The organism is Rhizobium metallidurans (assembly GCF_014196505.1).
In the GTDB taxonomy this organism is placed as follows: Bacteria; Pseudomonadota; Alphaproteobacteria; order Rhizobiales; family Rhizobiaceae; genus Rhizobium; species Rhizobium metallidurans.
This window is the reverse complement of the sequence record NZ_JACIDW010000010.1, coordinates 109,152-131,699: the sequence shown is the minus strand read 5'-3', so window position 1 is coordinate 131,699 and position 22,548 is coordinate 109,152. Positions and strand designations below refer to the sequence as shown.

The 22,548-nt window shown below is 63.5% G+C and carries 22 protein-coding genes and 1 pseudogene; 13 read left to right on the top strand and 10 right to left on the bottom strand.

The window, feature by feature from the left end; genetic code table 11:
* Positions 1-156 precede the first annotated feature (156 nt).
* Complete coding sequence (locus tag GGQ67_RS15895) at positions 157-2,493, top strand: glucose/quinate/shikimate family membrane-bound PQQ-dependent dehydrogenase (RefSeq protein WP_183901112.1); 2,337 nt, start codon at positions 157-159, stop codon at positions 2,491-2,493.
* A gap of 161 nt (positions 2,494-2,654) precedes the next feature.
* A complete protein-coding gene (locus GGQ67_RS15890) occupies positions 2,655-3,113 on the top strand; it encodes a hypothetical protein (RefSeq protein WP_183901111.1) in 459 nt (152 codons plus the stop codon).
* Positions 3,114-3,408: 295 nt separating this feature from the next.
* Here GGQ67_RS15890 and GGQ67_RS15885 read toward each other — a convergent pair whose 3' ends face one another.
* From GGQ67_RS15885 to bla, 3 genes are all read right to left on the bottom strand, one after another.
* Positions 3,409-3,804, bottom strand: a complete 396-nt coding sequence (locus GGQ67_RS15885) for a type II toxin-antitoxin system VapC family toxin (protein WP_183901110.1) — start codon at positions 3,802-3,804, stop codon at positions 3,409-3,411.
* Positions 3,805-3,807: 3 nt separating this feature from the next.
* Positions 3,808-4,050, bottom strand: a complete 243-nt coding sequence (locus GGQ67_RS15880; protein ID WP_183901109.1) for a type II toxin-antitoxin system VapB family antitoxin — start codon at positions 4,048-4,050, stop codon at positions 3,808-3,810.
* A 63-nt stretch (positions 4,051-4,113) separates the two neighbouring features.
* Positions 4,114-5,001: a class A beta-lactamase gene (gene bla, locus GGQ67_RS15875; RefSeq protein ID WP_183901108.1), complete on the bottom strand. Its 888-nt coding sequence runs from the start codon at positions 4,999-5,001 to the stop codon at positions 4,114-4,116.
* A 384-nt stretch (positions 5,002-5,385) separates the two neighbouring features.
* On the opposite strand from bla, the gene GGQ67_RS15870 reads away from it, so the two are divergent.
* Positions 5,386-5,880, top strand: a complete 495-nt coding sequence (locus GGQ67_RS15870) for a GNAT family N-acetyltransferase (RefSeq protein ID WP_183901107.1) — start codon at positions 5,386-5,388, stop codon at positions 5,878-5,880.
* Positions 5,881-5,932: 52 nt separating this feature from the next.
* On the opposite strand, the pseudogene GGQ67_RS15865 reads toward GGQ67_RS15870, so the two are convergent.
* The 5 genes and pseudogenes from GGQ67_RS15865 to GGQ67_RS15845 all read right to left on the bottom strand — a co-directional run bounded on the left by GGQ67_RS15865 (position 5,933) and on the right by GGQ67_RS15845 (position 10,242).
* Positions 5,933-6,921, bottom strand: a pseudogene (locus GGQ67_RS15865) (phytanoyl-CoA dioxygenase family protein).
* Between the two features lie 134 nt (positions 6,922-7,055).
* Positions 7,056-7,970 (bottom strand): c-type cytochrome, encoded by a 915-nt coding sequence (locus GGQ67_RS15860; RefSeq protein WP_183901106.1) that lies wholly within the window; start codon positions 7,968-7,970, stop codon positions 7,056-7,058.
* A gap of 98 nt (positions 7,971-8,068) precedes the next feature.
* The gene (locus GGQ67_RS15855; protein ID WP_183901105.1) at positions 8,069-8,518 is read right to left on the bottom strand and encodes a c-type cytochrome; all 450 of its coding nucleotides are present in this window, start codon (positions 8,516-8,518) and stop codon (positions 8,069-8,071) included.
* A gap of 175 nt (positions 8,519-8,693) precedes the next feature.
* Entirely contained in the window at positions 8,694-9,542 is an 849-nt protein-coding gene (locus GGQ67_RS15850; RefSeq protein ID WP_183901104.1) for a metallophosphoesterase, read from the bottom strand.
* Between the two features lie 97 nt (positions 9,543-9,639).
* Positions 9,640-10,242, bottom strand: a complete 603-nt coding sequence (locus GGQ67_RS15845; protein ID WP_037180608.1) for a superoxide dismutase — start codon at positions 10,240-10,242, stop codon at positions 9,640-9,642.
* Between the two features lie 264 nt (positions 10,243-10,506).
* Here GGQ67_RS15845 and GGQ67_RS15840 point away from each other — a divergent pair, with 264 nt between their 5' ends.
* From GGQ67_RS15840 to GGQ67_RS15820, 5 genes are all read left to right on the top strand, one after another.
* Positions 10,507-10,839 (top strand): hypothetical protein, encoded by a 333-nt coding sequence (locus GGQ67_RS15840; protein ID WP_183901103.1) that lies wholly within the window; start codon positions 10,507-10,509, stop codon positions 10,837-10,839.
* 136 nt (positions 10,840-10,975) lie between these two features.
* The gene (locus GGQ67_RS15835; protein WP_183901102.1) at positions 10,976-11,425 is read left to right on the top strand and encodes a M15 family metallopeptidase domain-containing protein; all 450 of its coding nucleotides are present in this window, start codon (positions 10,976-10,978) and stop codon (positions 11,423-11,425) included.
* Positions 11,426-11,718: 293 nt separating this feature from the next.
* Positions 11,719-13,230, top strand: coding sequence for a hypothetical protein (locus GGQ67_RS15830; RefSeq protein WP_343056521.1), 1,512 nt, complete (start codon positions 11,719-11,721; stop codon positions 13,228-13,230).
* A gap of 290 nt (positions 13,231-13,520) precedes the next feature.
* Complete coding sequence (locus tag GGQ67_RS15825) at positions 13,521-14,096, top strand: TetR/AcrR family transcriptional regulator (RefSeq protein WP_183901100.1); 576 nt, start codon at positions 13,521-13,523, stop codon at positions 14,094-14,096.
* An 81-nt stretch (positions 14,097-14,177) separates the two neighbouring features.
* Positions 14,178-14,681, top strand: coding sequence for a hypothetical protein (locus GGQ67_RS15820; protein ID WP_183901099.1), 504 nt, complete (start codon positions 14,178-14,180; stop codon positions 14,679-14,681).
* 16 nt (positions 14,682-14,697) lie between these two features.
* On the opposite strand, the gene GGQ67_RS15815 is transcribed toward GGQ67_RS15820, so the two are convergent.
* Positions 14,698-15,045 carry a nuclear transport factor 2 family protein gene (locus GGQ67_RS15815; RefSeq protein WP_183901098.1) on the bottom strand — a complete coding sequence of 116 codons (348 nt, stop codon included), beginning with the start codon at positions 15,043-15,045 and terminating at the stop codon, positions 14,698-14,700.
* Between the two features lie 278 nt (positions 15,046-15,323).
* Here GGQ67_RS15815 and GGQ67_RS15810 point away from each other — a divergent pair, with 278 nt between their 5' ends.
* Entirely contained in the window at positions 15,324-16,559 is a 1,236-nt protein-coding gene (locus tag GGQ67_RS15810) for an MFS transporter (RefSeq protein ID WP_183901097.1), read from the top strand.
* A gap of 88 nt (positions 16,560-16,647) precedes the next feature.
* On the opposite strand, the gene GGQ67_RS15805 is transcribed toward GGQ67_RS15810, so the two are convergent.
* Positions 16,648-17,535 (bottom strand): branched-chain amino acid aminotransferase, encoded by an 888-nt coding sequence (locus GGQ67_RS15805; protein WP_183901096.1) that lies wholly within the window; start codon positions 17,533-17,535, stop codon positions 16,648-16,650.
* Between the two features lie 265 nt (positions 17,536-17,800).
* Here GGQ67_RS15805 and GGQ67_RS15800 point away from each other — a divergent pair, with 265 nt between their 5' ends.
* The 4 genes from GGQ67_RS15800 to GGQ67_RS15785 all read left to right on the top strand — a co-directional run bounded on the left by GGQ67_RS15800 (position 17,801) and on the right by GGQ67_RS15785 (position 22,535).
* The gene (locus GGQ67_RS15800; RefSeq protein ID WP_183901095.1) at positions 17,801-18,841 is read left to right on the top strand and encodes a zinc-dependent alcohol dehydrogenase family protein; all 1,041 of its coding nucleotides are present in this window, start codon (positions 17,801-17,803) and stop codon (positions 18,839-18,841) included.
* Between the two features lie 104 nt (positions 18,842-18,945).
* Positions 18,946-19,995: a patatin-like phospholipase family protein gene (locus GGQ67_RS15795; RefSeq protein WP_183901094.1), complete on the top strand. Its 1,050-nt coding sequence runs from the start codon at positions 18,946-18,948 to the stop codon at positions 19,993-19,995.
* A gap of 152 nt (positions 19,996-20,147) precedes the next feature.
* Entirely contained in the window at positions 20,148-20,582 is a 435-nt protein-coding gene (locus GGQ67_RS15790) for a cupin domain-containing protein (RefSeq protein ID WP_183901093.1), read from the top strand.
* A 393-nt stretch (positions 20,583-20,975) separates the two neighbouring features.
* Positions 20,976-22,535, top strand: a complete 1,560-nt coding sequence (locus GGQ67_RS15785) for a TerC family protein (protein ID WP_183901092.1) — start codon at positions 20,976-20,978, stop codon at positions 22,533-22,535.
* Positions 22,536-22,548: the final 13 nt, after the last annotated feature.

Below are 22,548 nucleotides of genomic sequence, written 5' to 3'. Positions count from 1 at the left end.
GCGCGCCAAGATTGTGGCGGTTGAAAGGCAAGCAGCTCGCTCTATTTCCGCTGATGACGCTTTCGGCCAAGACGATTTTGTCGCCGTTTGCGTGCATTCCTGATCGCTCCCCATCCCCCCCGGGAGCTCGGTGCATTTCAGTTGGAGACCGGCCTCATGGCGATCGTCTTGACATCCCTCCTTTTCGTTCTGATCGGACTGGCACTCGGCGGCGGCGGGCTCTGGCTCGTGCTGCTCGGCGGCAACTTTTTCTATCTCTTCGCCGGTATCATGTTCCTGCTGACGGCGGCGCTGCTTTTGAAGCGCAAGGCGGCGGCGCTCTGGGTCTATGCGGTGCTTGTGATCGCCGCGCTCGCCTGGGCGATCTACGAGGTCGGCTTCGACTGGTGGCAGCTCGGGCCGCGCGGCGGCCTGATCATCCTTCTCGGCCTGTGGCTGCTGACGCCGTGGATCCGCCGGCCGCTCGGCTTTTCCGGCACGACCGGCACGCCCTACCCGGCCAGCCCATGGCCGCTCGCCATTCCTGTTCTCGCCGCGATCGCGGTCGCCGGCTATTCGATGACGACGAACCCGCATGACCAGAACGGCAGCCTGCCGACAGCCATGACCGGCACCCCGACATTCGGTGGCACGGTGACCGACGGCGAGTGGCACCAGTATGGCCGCACACCCTTCGGCCAGCGCTATTCGCCGCTGGATCAGGTCAATGCCAGCAACGTCAAGGCGCTGAAGGAGGTCTGGCGCTACCAAACCGGCGACGTGAAGCGACCGGATGACGTCGGCGAGACGACCTACCAGGTCACGCCGCTCAAGGTCGGCGACACGCTCTATCTGTGCACGCCGCATAACTGGGCGATCGCGCTCGACGCCAAGACCGGCAAGGAGAAGTGGAAGTTCGACGCCAATTCCGGCATGAACCCAGACCGGCAGCACCAGACATGCCGCGGCGTCACCTACTATCACGATACGGCGGCGACCGGCGGCGCGCCATGCGTCGACCGCGTCTACCTGCCGACCTCGGATGCCCGGCTGATCGCGCTCGACGCGCTCGACGGCAAGGTCTGCACGGATTTCGCCGACCAGGGCACGCTGCGCCTCGAAAAGGGCATGAAGTACAATCCGTCGGGATACTACTACTCGACCTCGCCGCCGGTGGCGATCGACGGCAAGCTGATCATCGGCGGCGCGGTCAACGACAACTACTCCACCAAGGAACAATCCGGCGTCATTCGCGCCTTCGACATCCGCACCGGCGAACTGGTGTGGAACTGGGATTCGGGCAACCCCGATGTGACGACGCCACTGCCCGAGGGCCAGACCTACACGACGAATTCACCGAACAGCTGGTCGGTTCTGTCAGCCGACGAGGGCCTCGGGCTGATCTACGTGCCGCTCGGCAACCAGGTGCCCGACCAGCTGGGGATGGGAAGAAGCGCAAACGTCGAGAAATTCTCGTCGTCGGTGGTGGCGCTCGACATGAAGACCGGCCAGCTGAAATGGGTCCAGCAGTTCGTGCACCACGACCTGTGGGACATGGACGTTCCCGCGCAGCCCGTTTTATTCGACATGAAGAAGGCCGATGGCACGGTCGTTCCGGCGCTGGTGGCCCCCACCAAGCAGGGCGACATTTACGTGCTCGACCGGCGCACCGGCGAGGCGATCATTCCGTTCAAGGAAATCCCGGCGCCGCAGGGCACGATCCCCGAGGACCGTGCCGCGCCGACGCAGCCGATCTCCGACCTCACCTTCTCGCCGCCGCCGCTTCAAGAAAAGAACATGTGGGGCGTGTCGCTGTTCGATCAGCTCGCATGCCGCATCCAGTTCCACCGCTACAAATACGAGGGGCGCTATACGCCGCCATCGCTCGAGGGCTCGATCATCTATCCCGGCAATTTCGGCACCTTCAACTGGGGCTCGGTCGCGGTCGATCCGGAACGGCAGATCATGTTCGGCATGCCGACCTATCTCGCCTTCACCTCGCGCCTGGTTCCCGCCGCCGACATCCCGCCGAAGGGACAGGACGAGAAGGGCAGCGAACAGGGCCTGAACCGCAATGACGGCGCGCCCTACGGCGTGTTCATGGGCCCGTTCCTCGGCCCGCTCGGCATTCCCTGCCAGGCGCCGCCCTGGGGCTATGTCGCCGGCGTCGACCTCGTCACCGGCAAGACGGCCTACAAGCTGAAGAACGGCACGGTTCGCGACATGACCCCGTTGCCGCTGCCCTTCAAGGTCGGCGTTCCCGGCATCGGCGGACCTGTTATCACCAGGGGCGGCGTCGCCTTCCTCGGGGCCGCCGTCGACAACTACCTGCGCGCCTATGACGTGACCGACGGCAAGGAGCTGTGGCAGGCCCGCCTGCCGGCCGGCGGTCAGTCGACGCCGATGACCTACACGACGTCGGACAACAAGCAGTATGTGGTGATGGTGGCCGGCGGGCATGGGTCGATCGGCACCAAGCCGGGTGATTACGTGATCGGATACACGCTGCCGTGAAGCGGTTAGAAGGACCATGAAGATGCCAGCCTGCGGGCAATCTTGCGTTCCGGCGCGACGGCATCGGAGGGTCGCTCGCGCACTGCGACGATTATGACAGCGAAAGGCTGGCGCAGGCTTTCGCTGCAATTCTCCCGTGCATTGTCTCAGGAGGAATTTTCATGAAGATCGGCGACAGCATTTCCAGCGCCTATGGCATCGGCGGCCTGTTCCAGCAATCGGGCCAGCGCAACAAGCAACAGCCACTGGTGATCGACGACGTCGTCCGCCAGGGCGGCGCATCGCTTGCGCCGAGCACGACGCCGCCATCCATATCGAACACCATGTGGGCGCTGCAGGCAACCGACGAGAGCCAAACGATGTCGGGCATGGAAGAGCCGGGCAAAGCCCGCCGCGACGCCGTCATCAAGGAATTCCGCGACCTCGCCGACATGTCGCTCGCCGAACGCATCCGCCAGCAGATGCTCGACAGCATGGGCCTGACCGAAGGCGACGTGGCGGCGATGTCGACGGACGACCGCATGGCGTTCGAGAAGCAGGTCGCCGAAGAGGTCAGACGCCAGCTGACCGGCGATGACAGCAAGGACAAGAGTGCGGCCGAGGATATTGCCGCGGTGTGAAGGCGCGGCGGGTCACAGACTCTGCCCTCATTCCTGTCCCTGTGACAGGAATCCAGCCACGGCGCGTCTGCGCCGTGAATGACCTGCTCCCAGCATCGAGCCGAAGAGTCCCCCTCGCCGCGCGGACGCGCGCCTGCCGGATTCCCGCCACAAGGGCGAGAATGAGGGAGAGGATGGGGCCGCTTCGATTGGTGGTCAGCGGTGGTGCTTGAGGTTGAGAGATCGATTCAACGCGATGCGAGCAAGATTCATGTTCTTGCCCTATCCTTATGAAATATCTTACCATTTCCGGAAGTCAGGCGGATTCCACGTCCGTCAACGCAAAGTCATTTCCCTTGTAGAGCAAGGGCATCCCGTTCCCTTTCGCACAAGCATAGGCAAAGCAGTCGCCAAAATTCAGTGCTGCGGGATGGCGCGATTTTCCGTAACGCTCAAATGCCTGAATTGCCAGAAAGCGAGTTTCGGCAGGTATCGATACGACCGTGATCGCCGCGAGGGTAACGAAGCCTTCGACAGCCTCGTGAGCAGCATGGACAGGCAGTTTAAGTTCGCGCGCAACGGCGATGACCGTTTCCCATATCGCCATCGGCGAGGTCACGCGATGCGGGTGCCTGTTCAGTCGCACAAGCAAGTCATGGGCGTCACCTTCCTCGACGAGAATTGCCGTGAGCGCCGATGCGTCCACGAACATCGGCTACTCCTCGTATAGGCTGTCGATGAATGCCTTGTCGGCAGGCGGACCTCGATCCGCACCGGCACGTGCCCTCAGTGCCCGGCCATAGGCCAGTCCGCGCTCCACGAGCGACACCCCGGCCTCCTCGCGTTCGATCTCGCGCAGGAGAGCTTGCCTTACCACTTCGGTCTTGCTTTGCTTACGGGACGCAGCAAGCTTTTCCGCAAGCTTGTCGATGTCGTCGTTCTTGATGTAAAGCGGCATGGATATCCCTCCATATATTCCAATATAATCTCGGGATATCCCTTCAGCAAGCCGCCCGCCGCCTCACACCATCTCCGCCACGATCCGACCCACCTCGCCGAAGACGGGATTGATCTCGGCGGTCGGGACCGTTGCGTCGGTGATGTAGACGACGATCAGGATGGGGCCGCGGCGTGGGGGCCAGCAGATGGCGATGTCGGCGGCCGAGCCGTTCTTGCCGGTGCCGGTCTTGTCGCCGATCTTCCAGTCCTCGGGCAGGCCGGTGCGCAGGCGTTCGTTGCCCGTGGTGTTGGCGACCATCCATTCGATCAGGGTTTTCTGCGAGGGCTCCGAGAGCACCGAGCCGAGCGCGACGTTGCCGAGCGTGTCGAGCATGGCATCTGGCGTGGTCGTGTCGCGCGGATCGCCCTTGGCGACGTCGTTGAGATCGGGCTCGATGCGGTCGAGCCTGGTCGAACCGTCGCCCAGCGTGCGCAGCCAGTTGGTCAGTTCCTTCGGGCCGCCGAGGCTTTCGAGCAGGAGATTGGCGGCGGTGTTGTCGCTGAGCGTGATCGCCGCCTTGCAGAGATCACCGACGCTCATGCCCTCGCCGCCGACATGCTTCTCGGTCTCGGGCGAGTAGGTGATGAGCTGCTCCTTGTCGTAGACGACGCGGCGTTCGAGATTTTCCTCGCCCTTGTCGACGCGCGACAGCACCATGGCGGCCGCGAGCACCTTGAAGGTGCTGAACATCGCGAAGGTCTCGGTCTCGCGATAGCCGAAGGAGACGTTGGTCTCGGTATCGATGACGGAAACGCCGATGCGCCCGCCGATCTGCTTTTCCAGCGCGCCGATGCGGCGGTCGATCTCGTCCTCGCCCTCCTCGGCGCGGGCGACAGCCGGCAGGAACAGCGCCGGGGCGAGCAATGCGGAGCCGAGAAGCGCTCGGCGGCGGATCGAAAAACGATGCATGAAAGGACCTCTGCCAGAATCGGTGAAGACAGAGCTAAAGCGGGAATGTGGCCCGCATGCGTCTTCGGCCGGGATCAGCTCTAGCGCGACAGGCGACACAAGGTCCAGAATGGAGAGCGCGGCGCGCACGAAAAACGAGGCATGACCGCCGTGCGCCGCGATCGAAACGAATAGCAACGCGCACGGCTTGACAAGACGAGATTTTGGGAAGATGTATTGCGCCATGATCAAGAACGCGCACATCAACCGCTCTTATTTTTGGCTGTACCTGTAAAGGGCGGCTGGACAGATCTTATTGTCAACAAGCCGCCGTCAGGCGGCTTTGTTGTATCTCAAGCGTCCTGACGGCAGATTACCACGAAACGCCAGACCGGGACGCAAGACATGACCGACATCGAAGACAGCGAAATCTCATTGATCCGCCCGCCCGTGATCAATATCCGCACGGCCAAGCCGCGCGACCTGCCCGAACTCAACGACATGATCGCGCTGCTGGCCAGGCACCACGGCGACGCCGCCGGCTCGACGCCGGAGCAGCTCGAGCGCGACCTGTTCGGCCCCCTGCCCTGGATCACGGCGCTGGTCGCCGAGACCGACGAGGGGCTGATCGGCTACGCCATTCTGGTGCCGCTCTACCGCGCCCAGGAAGGCGCGCGCGGCATGGACCTGCACCATCTCTTCGTGCGCGACGGCCATCGCGGCCACGGCGTCGGCCAGCATCTCGTCAACCGCGCCCGCGACACCGCCCGCAATGCCGGCTGCGGCTACCTCTCGGTCAGCGCCGCGACGGGCAATATCCAGGCGCACCGCTTCTACGAACACATGGACTTCATTCCGCGCCCGGTCACCGGCATGCGCTACCTGCAGGCGCTGGCTTAGGCGGCAGTCACCGCTTTATTGCGCCCCCCTAACCGCTCGGCGACTGCGCTCCCTAGCGCAGCACCGGTTCTCCGTGGAAGCGGCGGCGGGAGGGTTTGGAGACGCCGAAGCCGATCTCCATCATCAGGCGCGGCTTTTCGGTGGCGACGGTTCCCATGTGGAAGCCGAAGGGTCTTCCACGAAGCCCGAGCCGGCCTTGCCTGTCAGTGTCACCGGGCTGTCCTTGCCGTAGTAATCGATGATCTCGTCGGCCGGGTGGCCGACCAGCAATGTCAACTGATGCTTCAAGCGGCGCTTGTTGTGGCTGCCACGGACGAAGACGTGCGGGCCGGTGCCCTTGTCGACATCCACGAGATAGAAGAAGAACTTCAGCATCCGCCAGTCGTCGAGATCGAAGTGATACTTGTCGAGCGAGGCAAGGCTGCGGTCGGCTTCGCTGGCCTTGGTCGGGAAGCTCCACCATGTGCGGGTCGTGATCAGCCGCGCCTGGGCGCCGAGATAGCGGCGGGCGATCTCCGACAGGAGCGGATCGCGCTGGACGGTGCGCACCGCCGGGCACTCCAGCGCCCGTTCGAAATGGTGACCGGAAAGGATCGGGCGACCGAGCCTGTCCTCGGTGGCGCGGTGGTCCGATGCCGCGAATTCTATCTTCCGGTCGAAATTGCCGAAACATGGGGTCTGGTGCCCGAAGGCGGATATCTCTTCGGTGATATCCGGCGGCAGCTGCAGGTCCGGGAAGATGCCGTCGCGCTTCAACGCATCGACGGCGGTTTCGGCGTCCACGCCTGTAAAGATCGTCGGCAGGTTGTCGATCGCGCCGTTGCTCTTTCTTGCCGTCAGCCAGTGGGCGCGACGGCCGGGAATGGTGCGGGCGAGCAGGAACATCGGCAGCCAGGCCGGGTTCTCGCGGATATCGGCCATGTAGGTGGGGATGCGGACCGCCATGCGCTTGAGCTTGCCGCCCTTGCGCGCGACCGCTTCGAGATCGTCGGCGGAGGCGTTGGCGACATCATGGGCGGGAGATACTGATGGGCTGTGCATTTCAGCTGGCCTTTCGCAAGACGTTTGAGGATCGTCATTCGGCGGCGGCGTGGCCGCTGCGGGGCATTCAGTCGAATATGCTAATAAATGCTGCAATGCGGCGATTTTGGGGTATTTCTACCCCTGGGACCTTCCTAGCGCGATGGTACCGCCTTCAGGTAGGCGGCAATCGCCTCCAGATCAGCCTTGGGTAGATGCGCGAGGTTCTGCTGGACCTCGGTCATCGATCCGCCGACCGAATCGAAATCGGGCGTGAAGCCGGTTTCCAGGTAATTGGCGATATCCCCCTCGCTCCATCCGCCGATGGATTTCGAGCCCGGCGTGATGTTGGGAATGGTGCCCTTGCCCTCCGGATTGGGCGCGCCTGCCAGCCACATGTCCGGCTTCAGGCCGCCCAGCGCATCGCGCGGGGTGTGACATTCGCCGCAATGGCCGGGACCCTCGACCAGATACTGGCCGCGCTTGACCTTCTCGTCGGCATTGGCAAGCACGACGCGCGGGCTGTCGTTGAAATAGAGGAACTTCCAGCCGCCGAGCGCCAGCCGGACGTTGAACGGAAAGGGCAGATCATGCGGCGGCGCGACGTTGCCGCTCTTCGGCAGGGTCTTCATGTAGGCGTAGAGGTCGTTGACGTCCTTGTCGCTCATGCGGCTGTAGGAGGCATAGGGGAATGACGGATAGAGATGCGCGCCATTGGGCGCCACGCCGCGCTTCATGGCATTGCCGAACTCAGCCAGCGTCCAGTTGCCGATGCCCGCCTGCTCGTCCGGCGAAATGTTGGGGGGGTAGAAGGTGCCGAAGGGGCTCTTCAGCGCCAGCCCGCCAGACAGCGTCAGCCTGGCATCGCCTTCGGAACCCGGCGCGGCGTGACAGCTGACACAGCCGCCGGCCCAGAAGACCATCTCGCCGTTCTTGGCATCGGGCGCGCCGAGGTTGGCCCAACTGCTTTCGGGCATCGAGTTGGGCGCGGTCACCAGGTAGAAGACGGCGCCACCCAGCACGGCGACGCCGACAAGACAGAGGACAAACCTGACGAACCGACGAACCATGCACCGCTCTCCCATCGCCTTTCCGGCTCTCTGGACATAAAGCGATCCGCCGCGTCGGCAAGGCCACGGCGGATCGCCTGTTCAAACGAGGAGCGGGACTATTCCTTCTTGACCCGATAGTTCTGGTGACAGCCGCTGCAACTTGCGCCGAGCGTCTTCAGGCCGGCGCCGACGCCGGCGGCATCGGCAGGCAGCTGGGCGAGCAGCATGTCGGCATCGGAGCCGAGCTTTGCGGCGCGAGCCTTGAAGTCGTCCATGTTCTCCCAGATCTTCGGGCTTGCTTCAGAATCGGCGGACGCGTTTTCCGTGCCGGCCTTGAACTGATCCGGAAACGCCTTGGCGGTTTCGGAAATGGTGGCGAGCGCCGCCTTCACGGCTTCGGCGTCGTAGGGCTTCTCACCCTTGGCCACGCCCGCCAGCGCACCCGTGGCGCCGCCGATCTTCTTCATCATGGCAACGCGTGCGTCATGCGTACCGTCGGCCGCATACACGGTCGTGACCCCCATGCCGGCGACCAGCACGGCCGCGACGATTGATTTTATTCTCATATCGCTACTCCTCTTCAATACCGAGATTTTCGAAGCCCGGCGCCTCGTTCTTACCCCGGCATGATGGCAAATTAATCTCGGCTAAAAAGTAACAAGTGGGTGAGACTGCAATCATTTCAGGAATTTGCACTTTTCCTCGCTTTTCAGGGACGGCGAGGATTGTTTGGCGCTCAGATCAGGACCGGAGCGCCAGCACCCTGCTCTCCTCGCGGCCGAAGCCGCGGATTTCGATACGGTCGCCGTAGAGGTCGACGATGGCGAAGGTGTTTTCGCTCTCGGTGTCGACCATGCCCTTGAAATTGACGAAGTGGCAGCCTTCGACCACACCGTAATTGCCGACATGGTTGTGGCCGTTGAAGTAGGCCATGACGTTGGGGCTTTCGGCAAGCAGCGCGATGATGCGCTCGCGGTCCCAGCAATCGTGCTGGTTGGGCGGGTAAACCGGATAATGGTTCATGACGATGACGCGCTCGCCGCGTTCAGCGGCGTCGGCGATCTCGGCTCTCAGCCAGTCGAACTGGCGGTCGCTGATCATGGCGTTCCAGGCTTCGGCATTGATGGCGCCGGCGGCCCGGAGTTCGGCGAGCTTTTCGGCGGCGATCTCGCGATTGGGATGGCCGACCGGCGGCGCGAAGGTGCTGACTTCGTTGCCATCGAGCACGATGAAGCGCCAGCCATGCTTGGCGAGGCTGTAATAGGGCGCCGGCATGCCGAGGCGAGCCGCGACGTCTTCCAGGTGCTCGGGCGCGACGGCGAAATCGTGGTTGCCGAGCAGGAAGAGATTGTCGTGCTTCAGAGCTTCATAGACGGGCAATATGGCGTCGAAGCTTGCGAAATCGCGGTCGATGATGTCGCCAAGCGTGATGACGAAGCTCAGATCCTCGGCGTTGAAGACCTCGATCGCGGCTTTGAGCTTGGCGGGGCTGTTTTCATAATAGCGATCCATGCCGGCATGCGGCTCGCGGGCGGCGTATTGCGGATCGGCGACGATACCGAAGCGGAACAGGGGGAGAGGATGGGTCATGGGCGTCGGATTAGGTGGGGTGGGTGACAGGGATGTGACACAAACAAAAACACCCGGCGTCTCCACCGGGTGTTCTCGTCACTCTCTAGAAAACCGCTTACTTGGTTGCGGCTTCGTAGCGTTCCAGGACGTAGTCCCAGTTGATCAGGCTGTCGACGAAGGCTTCGAGGTACTTCGGACGGGCGTTGCGGTAGTCGATGTAATAGGAGTGTTCCCAGACGTCGACGCCGAGGATCGGGGTGGCGCCGTGGACGAGCGGGTTTTCGCCGTTCGGGGTCTTGGAGATTTCGAGCTTGCCGTTCTTGACGGAAACCCAGGCCCAGCCGGAGCCGAACTGGGTGGTGCCGGCGGCGACGAAATCGGCCTTGAACTTGTCATAGCCGCCGAGATCGGAGTTGATGGCCGCTTCGAGCTTGGAAGGCAGCTTGTTGCCACCGCCGCCCTTCTTCATCCACTTCCAGAAATGGACGTGGTTGTAGTGCTGGGCAGCGTTGTTGAAGAGACCGGCATTGGTGCCGAAGGACTTCTTGACGACTTCTTCGAGCGAGAGGTCGGCGAGACCGGCTTCCGCCGCGAGCTTGTTGCCGTTGTCGACATAAGCCTTGTGGTGCTTGTCGTGGTGGAACTCCAGGGTTTCCTTCGACATGAAGGGCTGCAGCGCTTCGTAGTCGTAGGGAAGTTCAGGCAATTCAAAAGCCATGGTCGTCTCCTTTTGGCAATAGTTTGCGTAATCGGCAGGTGTGCGGGAACATAGGAGCGCAAGCTTGGTGAGGCAACCTGCGAAATGTCAAAAAACACAGGTACGGCGGAAAATTTGCCCGCGCTAAGGGCTTGGCACGCAAGGGGCAAATCGATCATGATGACGGTGCTTGTGACACTGCTTCGAGACAGCGCCTCTAGCGCTTCGCCGCGAGGACTGAAAAGCATGCGAGGGCTTGGCATGAGGCTTGGCATAAGGCTGGGCATGACAGGGAACCCCGTGCTCCACCTGATCGGCGGCGCGGCCATCACCGTCGCGGCCGGCACCGCCTCTGCCTCCTCGGGCGATGCCTGGAAGGATTTCGCAGCCGAGGTGCAGGGAAAATGCGAGATGGCGGCGCGCGCGCAGGTCGAACTGCCGCATGCCGTGGTCGATCCCTTCGGCAGCGAGAATTTCGGCATGGCGCTGGTGACGGGCAAGCCGAAAGGCGCCAACGGCTTCGTCAGCTATTTCTGCATCTACGACAAGAAGACCAAGGCGGTCGAACTCGGCACGGAGCTCGAGACCGAGCGGATGGGGATATTGCCGGACGAGTGAGGGCGCACGCCGTCGTATTCAGCCCGCGCGGCCCCGCCGATTGCAATCATTGGTTGCAGGTGATTTGTGTACGCACAACCATTCTTTCGATAGCCTTCCCGGGCCGGCCGATCTTGGCGCGGCATGGGAGGATGTCATGTTTCATTTCAGCAGCGCATCGCTTGCCGCCCTTTCGAAATGCCATCCGCATCTGCAAGCCATCGCCCAGGCGGCGATCCTCGAGATCGATTTCAAGGTGCTCGATTCAACCCGCGGGCGCGATGCGCAGGAGCGAGCCTTCAACGGCGGCTTCTCGAAGGTGCATTTCGGCGATTCAGCCCACAATTACGTTCCGGCGATCGCCTTCGACTTGTTTCCCGCCCCTTATGACTGGAACAACAAGGACGCCTTCATCCGGCTTTCCGAGGTGATCCTGGCGATGCCCAAGAAGCTCAAGCTGAAAGGGCTGGACGGCAAGCCGCTGAAGCTGCGCTGGGGTGGCGACTGGGACATGAACGGCGACATCCGAGACGGCTGGGACATGCCGCATTTCGAGCTGTACCCATGGCGCGACTGGGCGAAGAAATCGAAGCTTTACGAGGATTGATCGCCGTTGCCGGTCTGAGCAATGACCGGGCGGACGGTATCGGTCCGACGAATGATACCCTGCCGCCTGTTGCGCAAATCCCACATGATCCCGGGCAAACAATTGCCGGCCGCAAGAAGACTGTTGATTGTCATCATCCGTCTTTTGACAAAAACATATAGCCCTTTCACGATGCAACCCAGGGCATCTTTTTTATGAGTTATTCGCAATCTTCGATAGAGATCGCTTGATTAGTCGAGAGGCATATTTCGGATGCGCCCGTGGTGTGGTGTTTGGGGACACGAGATATGGTCATGAACTTTTTTCGTCGCGGGGAAGACGGCAGGGTGGTGCCGGCTTCGGGGCAGCAACAGGCGTCGATCGCCGACAGCAGACCGGGCACGGTGGAGCGGCCCGGCTATGCGATGCCCGACATACAGGATCTGTCGGCCTTCGGCTCGGCGATCGAGGAAAACCAGCGCAGTTCCGACGACCTGCTGTCCAGCCTGACGGCGCTGCAGGACCGCGTGGCGACGCTGATCGGCACGCATAGCCAATCGCTGAACGAGACCGGCTCGCTTCGCGCCGAATGCGCGCGCATCGCCTCGCTGCTCGACTATGAAAGCAGCGCCCGCGAGAAGGCCGACCAGGAAAACGTACGGCTCGCCAGCGAGAACAAGACGTTTCGTACCGACAACGGACAACTGCGCACCGAAAGTGCGGCGCTGCGCGAGGAACTGACCACGCTGCAGGGGCTGCACGAGATCGCGCTCGAGGAATTCACCATCGTCGAGACACGGCTGCTCGATGCCGAACGCGAACTGACCGACAGGACGATCCAGTTCGACGAGGCATCGACCCTGCTGAAGCGGGCGCAGCAGGATGTGGATCAGCGCGGCCGCGAGCTGGCGGCGACCAAGGCGCGCCTCGACAGCGAGACGACCGCGCATGAGCTTCTGATCGAGACCTCGCGGCGCGACAACGGCATCCACAGCCGCGAGATGGCGCGGCTGACCGAGGAGCGCGGCCACCTGAAGCGCGGCCTGACGGAACAGGAGGCGCTGGTGCGCAACCTGCAGACCGCGTCGGCGGGAATGAAGCAGGAGCTGCTGCTGATCGAGGAACGCCACAAGCGGCTCGAGGTCGAGTTCGAGACGCTGCAATCCTCCTCGGCGCTGGAGATCGCGCATCTGACCACGCGCCATGACGCCATCGGGTCCAAGGCCGAGCTGATGGAAAAGCTGCTGGTAACGGCGAATGGCCGCAACCGGATGACCGACGAGGAGCTGCAGGCGGCGCGCAACGAGACCAAGCGCGTCAAATCGGAGCTGGTGACCGCCCTTTCGCGGGCCGAGCGGCTGGACGAGGAGCTGCAGCGGGCCCGCGCCACGGGCACCGAGAGCGAGACGGCGCGGCGCGAACTCGCCACCGAGAACAACGAGCTGACGATGAAGCTCCGGGAGAGCGACAGCCTGCGGATCCGCCGCGACCGGGATGCCGATGCACTGCGCCGCGACATGGATACGCGGCTGGATTCAGACCGTCACGAAATCAGCCAGCTGCGCACCAGCCTGGAGATCGCCAAGTCGGAAATCCGGCAGCTGCGCGCCGAACGCGCCATCATGAACGGCCAGCTGGAAGCCGCGCGCGGCGAACGCGGCGGCGCGTTCACCCTCGAGACGAGAGACGACAGAGCGGACGAGATGCGGATGCCGGCCGCCACCTATTCGCCGCTGATCGACATTTCCGAAGCGTCGCTGCTGCAGGCAAGGACGGGCGGTGGTTCGGACAATGGCGAGATCGTGCGCATTCCACCCGCGGAATGACATGATCGCGGCGGCCCGGTGCATGAGGTGCCGGGCCGCTTTCGGACAAAGCCGATGTTCACGGCTTCGGCCGGCCGCCGCTATTTGGCGGGCGAGCCGCCGATTTTTCGTCGATGGACCTTATTGGTATGGAGCCGACGTCGGAATCGCAGCCGTGGGAGCCGTGCCCAGGCGCCATGGTCAAACGACAGGTGAGAACCGCCACGGTCCGCGACACCCCGCCCGTCGCGACGCTCACGTTTCCGTGCACCCCGTTGACGACCGACCAACTAGTCGGTAGATATCCGCTCATGGCATCGGATACATACACACGCATTCTCGACAGCGCGCAGTCGCTGATCGTCAGCCGCGGCTACAACGCCTTCAGCTATGCGGATATCTCCGCGGTGGTCGGCGTCGGCAAGGCGACGATCCATCATCACTTTCCCGGCAAGGCCGACCTCGTTGTCGCGGTGATCGCCCGTTACCGGCAAGCGACGGAGGACGGGATGGGGGCGATGGCGGCGCATGAGCCGTGCGCCGACCGGCGGCTTGCCGGCTATGTCGGCTTCTGGGAACAATGTATCCGAGACAATAGCGCACCCTTCTGCATCGCGGCCCTTCTGGCCGCCGAGCTGCCGAGCCTGCCACCGGAGGTCGCCGCGCAGGTGAAGGCGCATTTCGACGAGTTGACCGCGAGGCTCGCCGGCTTCATCGACGAGGGGCTGAGGAAAGGCGAGTTGGCGAGCGCCGAGGACGCCCAGCTCGACGCCCGCATTCTCGTCGCCACCGTGCACGGCGCCATGCTGGCCGCACGGGTCGCCGGCGGCGACGCGGAACTCTACACAAGCATCACCCGACCCGCACTCCTGAGGCTGACCGGTTAGACCGCCTTTTTCATCAGACGTGCATGCGCATTTTTTGCCCCAAAAACCGACCGACTAGTCGGTTCACAAAAGGAAACAGACATGGCCAATCCGCTTTCGCTTCTCGGCGAGATCCACACCGCCATCAGCATCGTCCCGGCCATCGCCGGGCTCTACAGCTTTGCCAAGTATCGCTCCATCCGCCCGGAAACATCGGTCGGCAAGGTCTATCTGGCGACGCTGGCGCTTTCCGCCATCAGCGCCTTCGGGCTCTCGTCCACCGGCGGCTTCAACCCCGGCCATGCGCTTGCCATCATCGTGCTCGTCGTTTCCGCGATCTGTCTCGTGCTGCCGAAGCTCGGCTTTCTCGGACGGCTGATCCCGTATCTCAGGAACCTCGGCTTCTCCTTCACCTATTTCCTGCTCTGGGTGCCCGGGATCAACGAAACCCTGTCGCGGCTGCCACCCTCCAACCCGATCGGCAACGGCCCGGATTCGCCGCCGGTGCAAACGGCGCTCCTGATCTGGGTGGTGCTGTTCGCGGCGGGCAGCCTGGCGCAGGCCTTCCTGGTGTCGCGCGGACAGGCGCGGCGCGTGGCGGCCTAGTCGGGCGCCTGAAGCCTCAGGCCTCGCGGCCGAAATAGACCTCGACGGCGGCAAGCCTGTCGCCCCTGAAGCGGAGCGTCTCGATGTTGCGGAACGCTCCGCCATCATGCCTGATCGCGCGATAGCGCACCACCGCCTCGTCATCGGCAAGGCCAAGATACTCGATCTCCATGCGTTCGAAGGGCGGCGGTGTCGGCCAGCACCTGTCGAAATAGGCGTCGCGGTCGATATGGTCGTCGCGCGGGCTGGAGAAGGTGAAATCCTCCGTCAGCATGGCGGCGACGATATCCTTGCGGCCGTCGATATAGGCGGCGTAGAGGGCGCGGACCGTTCCGGCCCGCCGGGCGTCGTTTTCATCGGTCATGGTGTTTAGCCTCCTCTTGTGGAAACTGCCGCCCGTCCGGCAAAAGGCCAGCTCCGCGAGGCGGAATCCGACGTCGAGCGAACCGAATGGCCCCCTATCCGTCCTTGATGGCCCATCGACGGCGGGACTATATCAATGTTTCGCCACCGGAAACGGAACGCCCTCCTGTCCCTCCTCACCTCCCCGCCCCGGCTTTTGCCCGGGCCTGAGCGGTCTTGATCGACTTCAGCGCCGCCTTTCGTTCCTATGGGGAGGTTCGATGATGAAGAGGCCATGACATGAGCGACAAGACCGAGGATGCCGGCGCGGCCGCGCCAGGTTCGATCTACTGGAAGCGCAATCTGGCCGTTTCGCTTGTCGGCTCGTTCACGACGATCGTGGCGATGACGCTACTTCTCCCCTTCCTGCCGCTCTATGTCGAGGAACTCGGCGTCAGCGACCCCGCGGCGATCGTGCAGTGGTCGGGGATCGCCTATGGCGCCACCTTCTTCGCCGCTGCCTTCGTGGCGCCGCTCTGGGGGCGGCTCGGCGATATCTACGGGCGCAAGCTGATGCTCGTGCGCGCCAGCCTCGGGATGACGGTGGCGATCTCGCTGATGGGCATGGCCGGAAACGTCTGGCAGCTGGTGGCGCTGAGGCTCTTCGTCGGACTGGCGGGCGGCTATTCGTCCGGCTCGATGGTGCTGGTGGCGACGCAGACGCCGAAGGACCGCTCGGCCTGGGCGCTGGGCACGCTCGCATCCGGGATCATGGCGGGCAATCTGGTCGGGCCGCTGATCGGCGGCGTGCTGCCGGCGCTGATCGGCATTCGCGGCACGTTTCTCGCGGCCGGCGCGATGATCTTCCTCGCCTTTCTCGCCACCCTCTTCCTCATCAAGGAGGAGAAGTCCCCTGCCCGCAAGCAGGCCGCCAAAGACAGCGGCGGCTGGGCTTCGATACCAGACAAGGGACCCGTCATCGCCATGCTCTTCACCGGCATGCTGCTGATGCTCGCCAACATGTCGATCGAGCCGATCATCACCGTCTATGTCGCGCAGCTGGTCGAGGACCCGGCGCGGGTGACCATCGTCGCCGGCATCGTCATGTCGGCGGCTGCCCTCGGCAGCATCCTTTCGGCCTCGCGGCTGGGCAAGCTGGCGGACAGGATCGGCCACTGGCCCGTGATAGCTGGCGCGCTCGGCATCGCCGGCCTGCTCCTGATCCCGCAGGCCTTCGTCACCTCGTCGTGGCAGCTGATCGTGCTCCGCTTCCTGATGGGCGTGGCGCTCGGCGGGCTGCTTCCCTGCATCTCCGCCGTCATCCGCCACAGCGTTCCCGACAGCGCGGCCGGCAGCATTCTCGGATGGTCGGTGTCGTCGCAATATGTCGGCCAGGTCGCCGGCCCGATCCTCGGCGGCTTCATCGGCGGGCATGTCGGCATGCGGGCGGTGTTTCTGGGCACCTGCGTGCTGCTCATCGCCGGGGCGGCTTATTCGTGGATGGTGCGGCCGAGGGCGGACGCGGCGGAGCGTTGAACGCGGGGAACCACGGGTACCCTCTCTCCTGGGCGAGAGGAGAATCGGTGACGCCGCGGCGCTCCGCATTCTCCGCCTCGATCCAAACTCAGCTGTCGCCCGTGCTGCGACCGAAGGCCCAGTTCATGTAGAGTTCCAGCGCCTTGCGGGTCACCGGGCCTTCCTGCAGTTCGCGGCCGTCGAGGCGGTTGACACCGACGACCTTGGAATAGTTGCCGGAGGTGAAGATCTCGTCGGCCGCCATGAAATCGTCGACCGAGAGCGTCTCCTCGCGAACCTCGAATCCGGCCTGGCGCAGAAGGCCGATGACGCGGGCGCGGGTGATGCCGGCGAGGAAGGTGCGGTTGGCGACAGGCGTCTTGACGATGCCGTCCTTGACGAGAAACACGTTGGAGGATGCCGTTTCGGCGACGTTGCCGTTCATGTCGCGCATCAGGGCGTTGTCGAAGCCTCGGCCTTTCGCTTCGGCGATGGCGCGGCCGCTGTTGGGATAAAGCGAACCGGCCTTGGCGTCCGTCATCGCGGTCTCCGGCGACGGGCGGCGGAAGGGCGAAACGGTGAGTGAGTTCGTCTTGCCGTTGCCGAGCGGGGCTTCGAACAGGCAGAGCGCGAAGCGCGTGCTGTCGCCATCGACGGCGACGACGCTGAAGGGCGAACCATGCTCGCCCCAGTACATCGGCTTGATGTAGATCGGCGTCTTGCCGTCGAACTTGCCGATGCCTTCCCAGGCGAGCGCCTCGATCTCTTCCGATGTCTTCGTCGGCTTCAGGCCCATGTTGACGGCAGAGCGGTTGATGCGCTGGCAATGCAGGTCGAGATCCGGCGCGATGCCATCGAACCAGCGGGCGCCGTCGAAGACTGTGGAGGCCAGCCACATGGCATGCGAGGTCGGCCCGATCAGCGGCGGGTTGCCGGTCAGCCACTCTCCCTCGACATAGGTCCAGGTGCTCGAACGGGGCGATGTATCGACGGCCATGCGTTTCTCCTTGAAGACGATGCAGGGAGAGAAAAGCCCGCGCGCGGGCCGGGTCAAGCCGAAATATGCCACGCAAAGGGCTAAGCAAGAAACGACATGTGGCCGCGGGCCCAACGGCAATATTCATGCGCGACCGATGCAGTGCAAGCGATCGATACATCAGCGAAAATCATGGGTGGAACGGTTGGAGGCGATCGCGACCGCGTGCCATTATATGGCAAAGACGACGCCCGGGACCGGGGCGCGACCAGCAGGAGCGAGACCGATGAAAGCCATGTTCTACGACGCCTTCGAAAAGGCTCCCGAGATCGCCACCCTGCCCGATCCGACGCCCACCGAAGACGGCGTGGTGATCGCCGTCGGCGCAACCGGGCTTTGCCGCAGCGACTGGCATGGCTGGATGGGGCATGATCCCGACATCAAGCTGCCGCACGTGCCGGGCCACGAGCTTGCCGGCAAGGTGGTGGCGACAGGCAAGGGCGTGCTGCGCTACAAGGTGGGCGACCGGGTGACGGTGCCCTTCGTTTCCGGCTGCGGCCGCTGCGGCGAGTGCCATTCCGGCAACCAACAGGTCTGCCCGGACCAGTTCCAGCCGGGCTTCACCCATTGGGGCTCTTTCGCCGAATATGTCGCGATCGATTATGCCGACACCAATCTCGTGCACCTGCCCGACAGCGTCGACGACGCGACGGCCGCCAGCCTCGGCTGCCGCTTCGCGACCTCGTTTCGCGCCGTGGCCGACCAGGCCCGCACGGGACCCGGCGAATGGATCGCCGTGCATGGCTGCGGCGGCGTCGGGCTTTCGGCGATCATGATCGCCACCGCGCTGGGAGCGAATGCGATCGGCATCGACGTGTCCGACGACAAGCTGGCGTTTGCCCGGGAATGCGGAGCGGTGGCGACGATCAACGCGACAACGGTTGCCGATGTGCCCGAGGCGGTCCGCGAGATCACCAAGGGTGGCGCGCATGTCTCGATCGACGCGCTCGGCCATCCCGTCACCTGCTTCAATTCGATCAGGAACCTGCGCCGCCGGGGGCGCCATGTGCAGGTGGGGCTGATGCTGGGCGAGCATTCGACACCCGCGATCCCGATGGCGCAGGTGATCGGCCATGAGCTGGAGATCTACGGCAGCCACGGCATGCAGGCCTGGCGCTACGACGCGATGCTGTCGATGCTGGCCGCCGGCAAGATCGCGCCGCAGAAACTGATTTCGCGCAGGATCGGGCTTGCCGAGGCGATCCCGGCGCTGATGACGCTCGACAGGGCGGAGACAACAGGGATCAGCGTGATCACCAGCTTCTAGGCGCGCACAACCGGCATCAACCAACGCGTGCTTTTCAGTTTGTTGCAATCCTTGGTTTAAACACCATACTCCCCTCAACCGGATGAACCGGCATGGAGGGGAGCATGGCAAAGCGTTTTATTCTTTCGATCGACGGCGGCGGCATTCGCGGGATCATCCCGGCGGCCATCCTGGTGAACCTCGCCGCGCGGCTGGACGGCCTGCCGCTTCACAAGGCATTCGACATGATCGTCGGCACATCGACCGGCGGCATCATCGCGGCGGGGCTGACCTGCCCGCATCCGGATGACAAGAAGAAGGCGGCGTGCACGCCGGCCGATCTTCTCAAGCTTTACGTCGACGACGGCGCCGAGATCTTCAAGAAGCCAACCGGGGCCGCGGTGTTCAATCCGTTCGGGATAAACGATCCGCGCTATAAGCCCGACGTGCTCGAAAACAAGCTGCAAGAGAAGCTCGGCAAAGCCACGCTCGACCAGGGTCTGTCGAAAGTGGTGATCACGGCCTACGACATCGAGAGCCGGGCCGCTCTCTTCATGTCGAATGCCGACGCCGAAAACAGCAAGTTCCGCTTCTGGGAAGCGGCTCGCGCGACCTCGGCCGCGCCCACCTATTTTCCGCCGGCGCTGATCGAACGGATCGGTGAGACAGATCGCCAGCAGCAGCACGTCGCCCTCATTGATGGCGGTGTCTTCGCCAACGATCCCATTCTTGCCGCTTATGTCGAGGCGCGCAAGCAGGCGTGGCAGGACGATGAGCTCGTCTTCCTGTCGCTCGGCACCGGCCAGCAGAACCGAAGCGTTCCCTATCAGGAGGCCAAGGAATGGGGTATCGTCGGCTGGATGCAGGTGTCGAACCACACCCCCCTGATCTCGATCCTCATGCAGGGACAGGCAAGCACAGCATCCTACCAGGCCAACAAACTGCTCAACCCGCCCGGAACGAAGCTCAACTTCTCCACCGTCGTCACCAGAGAAAACGCGGCGACGCTCAGCTATTTCCGGCTCGATCAACAACTGACGAACGCACAGAACGATGCTCTGGACGACGCCGGGAAAGACAACATAAAGCAGCTCCAAGCAATCGCCGCGTCGATCATCAAGGATAACGCGCCGGCGCTCGACGAAGTCGCCAAGCGCATCCTGGCCAACAAATAACGGCCAAACACGATGCGGTGATCACGCCGCCGAAAAGCCGGTGATTGCGTGGGTTCCGATCCGTGCATCGGAGCCTTGCATTTTAGCGGGTTGCCATTCTCCGGCTAAAGGTCTATCGCGCTCGCCGCTAAGAAAAAGAAAAGCGAGACATCATGTCCACCTCATTTGTGAACACCCATGCGCCCGATGGCGCACAGGCCGGCTTCGTGCCGGAAGGCCAGCTCGAGCGGCATACGCGGCTCGAGGGAACATGGCTGAACGTCTTCGACGTAACCGTACCCGCCGGCGGCCGCACGCCGCTGCATCGCCACGCCAGCCCCGAGATCCTGCGCATCATCGAAGGCTGTCTGATCATCCGTCGGATGACGGACCAGGGACTGGAAGAGTTCGAAGCCACGGCCGGCGATATCGTCCGCATCGACGCCGACCAGGCGCACGGCTACTCCAATCGCGGCCCTGACGTCGCCCGGTTTTCGGCGACCATCGACAGCGACATGTCGGACTTCTTCGAAGCCGCGGAAGCACGCACCCGCGATTTGCTGACTGTTGTCGCCAACAGCGACAGCACGCGCATCCTGGCGGCCTGATCGCCGCTCAGAGCCGTCCGGACTTCCGGGCGGCCACTTCTTGCGGGCCGCCCATGCCGGTCGGTATCGCAGCCATGCGACGGATTTCCGGCATCGCCCTCTTGCACTTCGGCGCGTTACCCTTCAAAACTGAAGAATGCCCGACAGCGACCCTTCCAGTACCAGTTCCGCCCCGTCTTCCCGCGACATATCCGCGAACGACGATGGGGATGGTTGTAGACGGTGCACCGTTTACAGCGTCGGCGCCAAGCCTGACATAGCCGCGTTCAGGGCGGCTCTTTTCTTGTCCATCGCGGAAATCGATCGCCGACGGTCTGTCGCCGCCGCCGTCCGCCTTTCCTATTTTCATCGCAGAAGGAGCGGTCCCGTCGACGTGGCCGCGTTACAGCATTGATGTTTTTCGACTGGATGTCCGACCCCTCCGCCTGGGTGGGTCTCGCAACCCTTATCGTGCTCGAGATCGTACTCGGCATCGACAACCTCGTCTTCATCGCCATTCTCGCCGACAAGCTGCCGCCGCACCAGCGTGATCGCGCCCGCCTGATCGGCCTGGCGCTCGCCCTCATCATCCGCCTGGCGCTGCTCGCCTCGATCGCCTGGATCGTGACGCTGACGACGCCGCTCTTCTCGGTTATGGAGTTCAGTTTCTCCGGCCGTGACATCATCCTGCTCATCGGCGGATTGTTCCTGCTCTTCAAGGGCACGATGGAGCTGCACGAGCGGCTCGAGGGCCATGTCGAGACCTCCGAGAAGAAGGTGGTGCATGCGGTCTTCTGGCAGGTGATCGTGCAGATCGTCGTGCTCGACGCGATCTTCTCGCTCGACAGCGTGATCACCGCCGTCGGCATGGTGCAGCACCTGCCGGTCATGATGATCGCCGTCATCATCGCCATCGGCGTCATGCTGCTCTTGTCGAAGCCGCTGACGAGCTTCGTCAACAAGCACCCGACGGTCGTGATCCTGTGCCTCGGCTTCCTGATGATGATCGGCTTCTCGCTGATCATCGAAGGCTTCGGCGTGTATCTGCCCAAGGGCTATCTCTACGCCGCGATCGGCTTCTCGGTCATCATCGAATCGCTGAACCAGCTGGCGCGGCACAATCGCGAGCGGCTGATCACGCCCACCAACATCCGCGAGCGCACCGCCGACGCCGTGCTCGGCCTTTTGGGCGGCAAGCGGCCGCAGGTGACGCTCGGCCCGACCGCCGACCATATCGCCGAACAGGCAGCGGAGGAGGAAGTGTTCTCCAACGAGGAGAAGGACATGATCCACGGCGTGCTGACACTGGCCGATCGCTCCGCCAAGTCGATCATGACGCCGCGCATCGATATCGACTGGCTCGACCTCGACGCGCCGCAGGACGAGTTGCAGCGACGCATCGTCGACGTCGGCCATTCTCGCTTTCCGGTGGCGCGGGGGAGCCTCGACAATTTCATCGGCGTCGCCAGCGCCCGCGACCTCCTGCGCGACCTGATCGTCGACGGCTCGATCAATGTCGAGCGCTCGATCCGCGAGCCCTTCGTGGTGCATGAGAGCATCAGCGCGCTGAAGCTGATGGAACAGCTGCGCCATTCCAGCGAAGCGGTCGCCATCGTGCTCGACGAGTACGGCGCTCTCGAGGGCATGGTGACGCCCACCGACCTGCTCGAGGCCATCGCCGGCGAGTTCCCCGACGAGGACGAGGAGAAGCTTTCGATCGAGCGCGGCGAGGACGGCTCGCTGACGGTCGACGGCTGGATCGACATCCGCCATGCCTCCAAGCTTGTCGACGTCGATCTGGTCGACGAGACCGACCGCTTCTCGACACTGGCGGGCTTCATCCTGTGGCGGCTCGGGCATCTGCCGCAAACGGGCGAGACGATCCGCTTCGAGGAACTGACATTCGAGGTGGTATCGCTCGATGGCCGCAACATCGACAAGATCAGGATCAAGCGTATCGAAGACGCGGATTGAAACAGGAGCGAGA

Excerpts from the sequence above, each read along its gene's own strand:
- GGQ67_RS15805 (WP_183901096.1), bottom strand. The coding sequence starts at position 17,535 with ATGGCCGTCGATACATCGCCCCGTTCGAGCACCTGGACCTATGTCGAG.
- GGQ67_RS15845 (WP_037180608.1), bottom strand. The coding sequence starts at position 10,242 with ATGGCTTTTGAATTGCCTGAACTTCCCTACGACTACGAAGCGCTGCAG.
- GGQ67_RS15870 (WP_183901107.1), top strand. The coding sequence starts at position 5,386 with ATGACCGACATCGAAGACAGCGAAATCTCATTGATCCGCCCGCCCGTG.
- GGQ67_RS15880 (WP_183901109.1), bottom strand. The coding sequence starts at position 4,050 with ATGCCGCTTTACATCAAGAACGACGACATCGACAAGCTTGCGGAAAAG.
- GGQ67_RS15785 (WP_183901092.1), top strand. The coding sequence starts at position 20,976 with ATGTTTTTCGACTGGATGTCCGACCCCTCCGCCTGGGTGGGTCTCGCA.
- GGQ67_RS15795 (WP_183901094.1), top strand. The coding sequence starts at position 18,946 with ATGGCAAAGCGTTTTATTCTTTCGATCGACGGCGGCGGCATTCGCGGG.
- GGQ67_RS15890 (WP_183901111.1), top strand. The coding sequence starts at position 2,655 with ATGAAGATCGGCGACAGCATTTCCAGCGCCTATGGCATCGGCGGCCTG.
- GGQ67_RS15855 (WP_183901105.1), bottom strand. The coding sequence starts at position 8,518 with ATGAGAATAAAATCAATCGTCGCGGCCGTGCTGGTCGCCGGCATGGGG.
- GGQ67_RS15825 (WP_183901100.1), top strand. The coding sequence starts at position 13,521 with ATGGCATCGGATACATACACACGCATTCTCGACAGCGCGCAGTCGCTG.
- GGQ67_RS15895 (WP_183901112.1), top strand. The coding sequence starts at position 157 with ATGGCGATCGTCTTGACATCCCTCCTTTTCGTTCTGATCGGACTGGCA.
- GGQ67_RS15790 (WP_183901093.1), top strand. The coding sequence starts at position 20,148 with ATGTCCACCTCATTTGTGAACACCCATGCGCCCGATGGCGCACAGGCC.
- GGQ67_RS15810 (WP_183901097.1), top strand. The coding sequence starts at position 15,324 with ATGAGCGACAAGACCGAGGATGCCGGCGCGGCCGCGCCAGGTTCGATC.
- GGQ67_RS15835 (WP_183901102.1), top strand. The coding sequence starts at position 10,976 with ATGTTTCATTTCAGCAGCGCATCGCTTGCCGCCCTTTCGAAATGCCAT.
- GGQ67_RS15860 (WP_183901106.1), bottom strand. The coding sequence starts at position 7,970 with ATGGTTCGTCGGTTCGTCAGGTTTGTCCTCTGTCTTGTCGGCGTCGCC.
- GGQ67_RS15840 (WP_183901103.1), top strand. The coding sequence starts at position 10,507 with ATGACAGGGAACCCCGTGCTCCACCTGATCGGCGGCGCGGCCATCACC.
- GGQ67_RS15850 (WP_183901104.1), bottom strand. The coding sequence starts at position 9,542 with ATGACCCATCCTCTCCCCCTGTTCCGCTTCGGTATCGTCGCCGATCCG.
- GGQ67_RS15885 (WP_183901110.1), bottom strand. The coding sequence starts at position 3,804 with ATGTTCGTGGACGCATCGGCGCTCACGGCAATTCTCGTCGAGGAAGGT.
- GGQ67_RS15830 (WP_343056521.1), top strand. The coding sequence starts at position 11,719 with ATGAACTTTTTTCGTCGCGGGGAAGACGGCAGGGTGGTGCCGGCTTCG.
- bla (WP_183901108.1), bottom strand. The coding sequence starts at position 5,001 with ATGCATCGTTTTTCGATCCGCCGCCGAGCGCTTCTCGGCTCCGCATTG.
- GGQ67_RS15820 (WP_183901099.1), top strand. The coding sequence starts at position 14,178 with ATGGCCAATCCGCTTTCGCTTCTCGGCGAGATCCACACCGCCATCAGC.
- GGQ67_RS15800 (WP_183901095.1), top strand. The coding sequence starts at position 17,801 with ATGAAAGCCATGTTCTACGACGCCTTCGAAAAGGCTCCCGAGATCGCC.
- GGQ67_RS15815 (WP_183901098.1), bottom strand. The coding sequence starts at position 15,045 with ATGACCGATGAAAACGACGCCCGGCGGGCCGGAACGGTCCGCGCCCTC.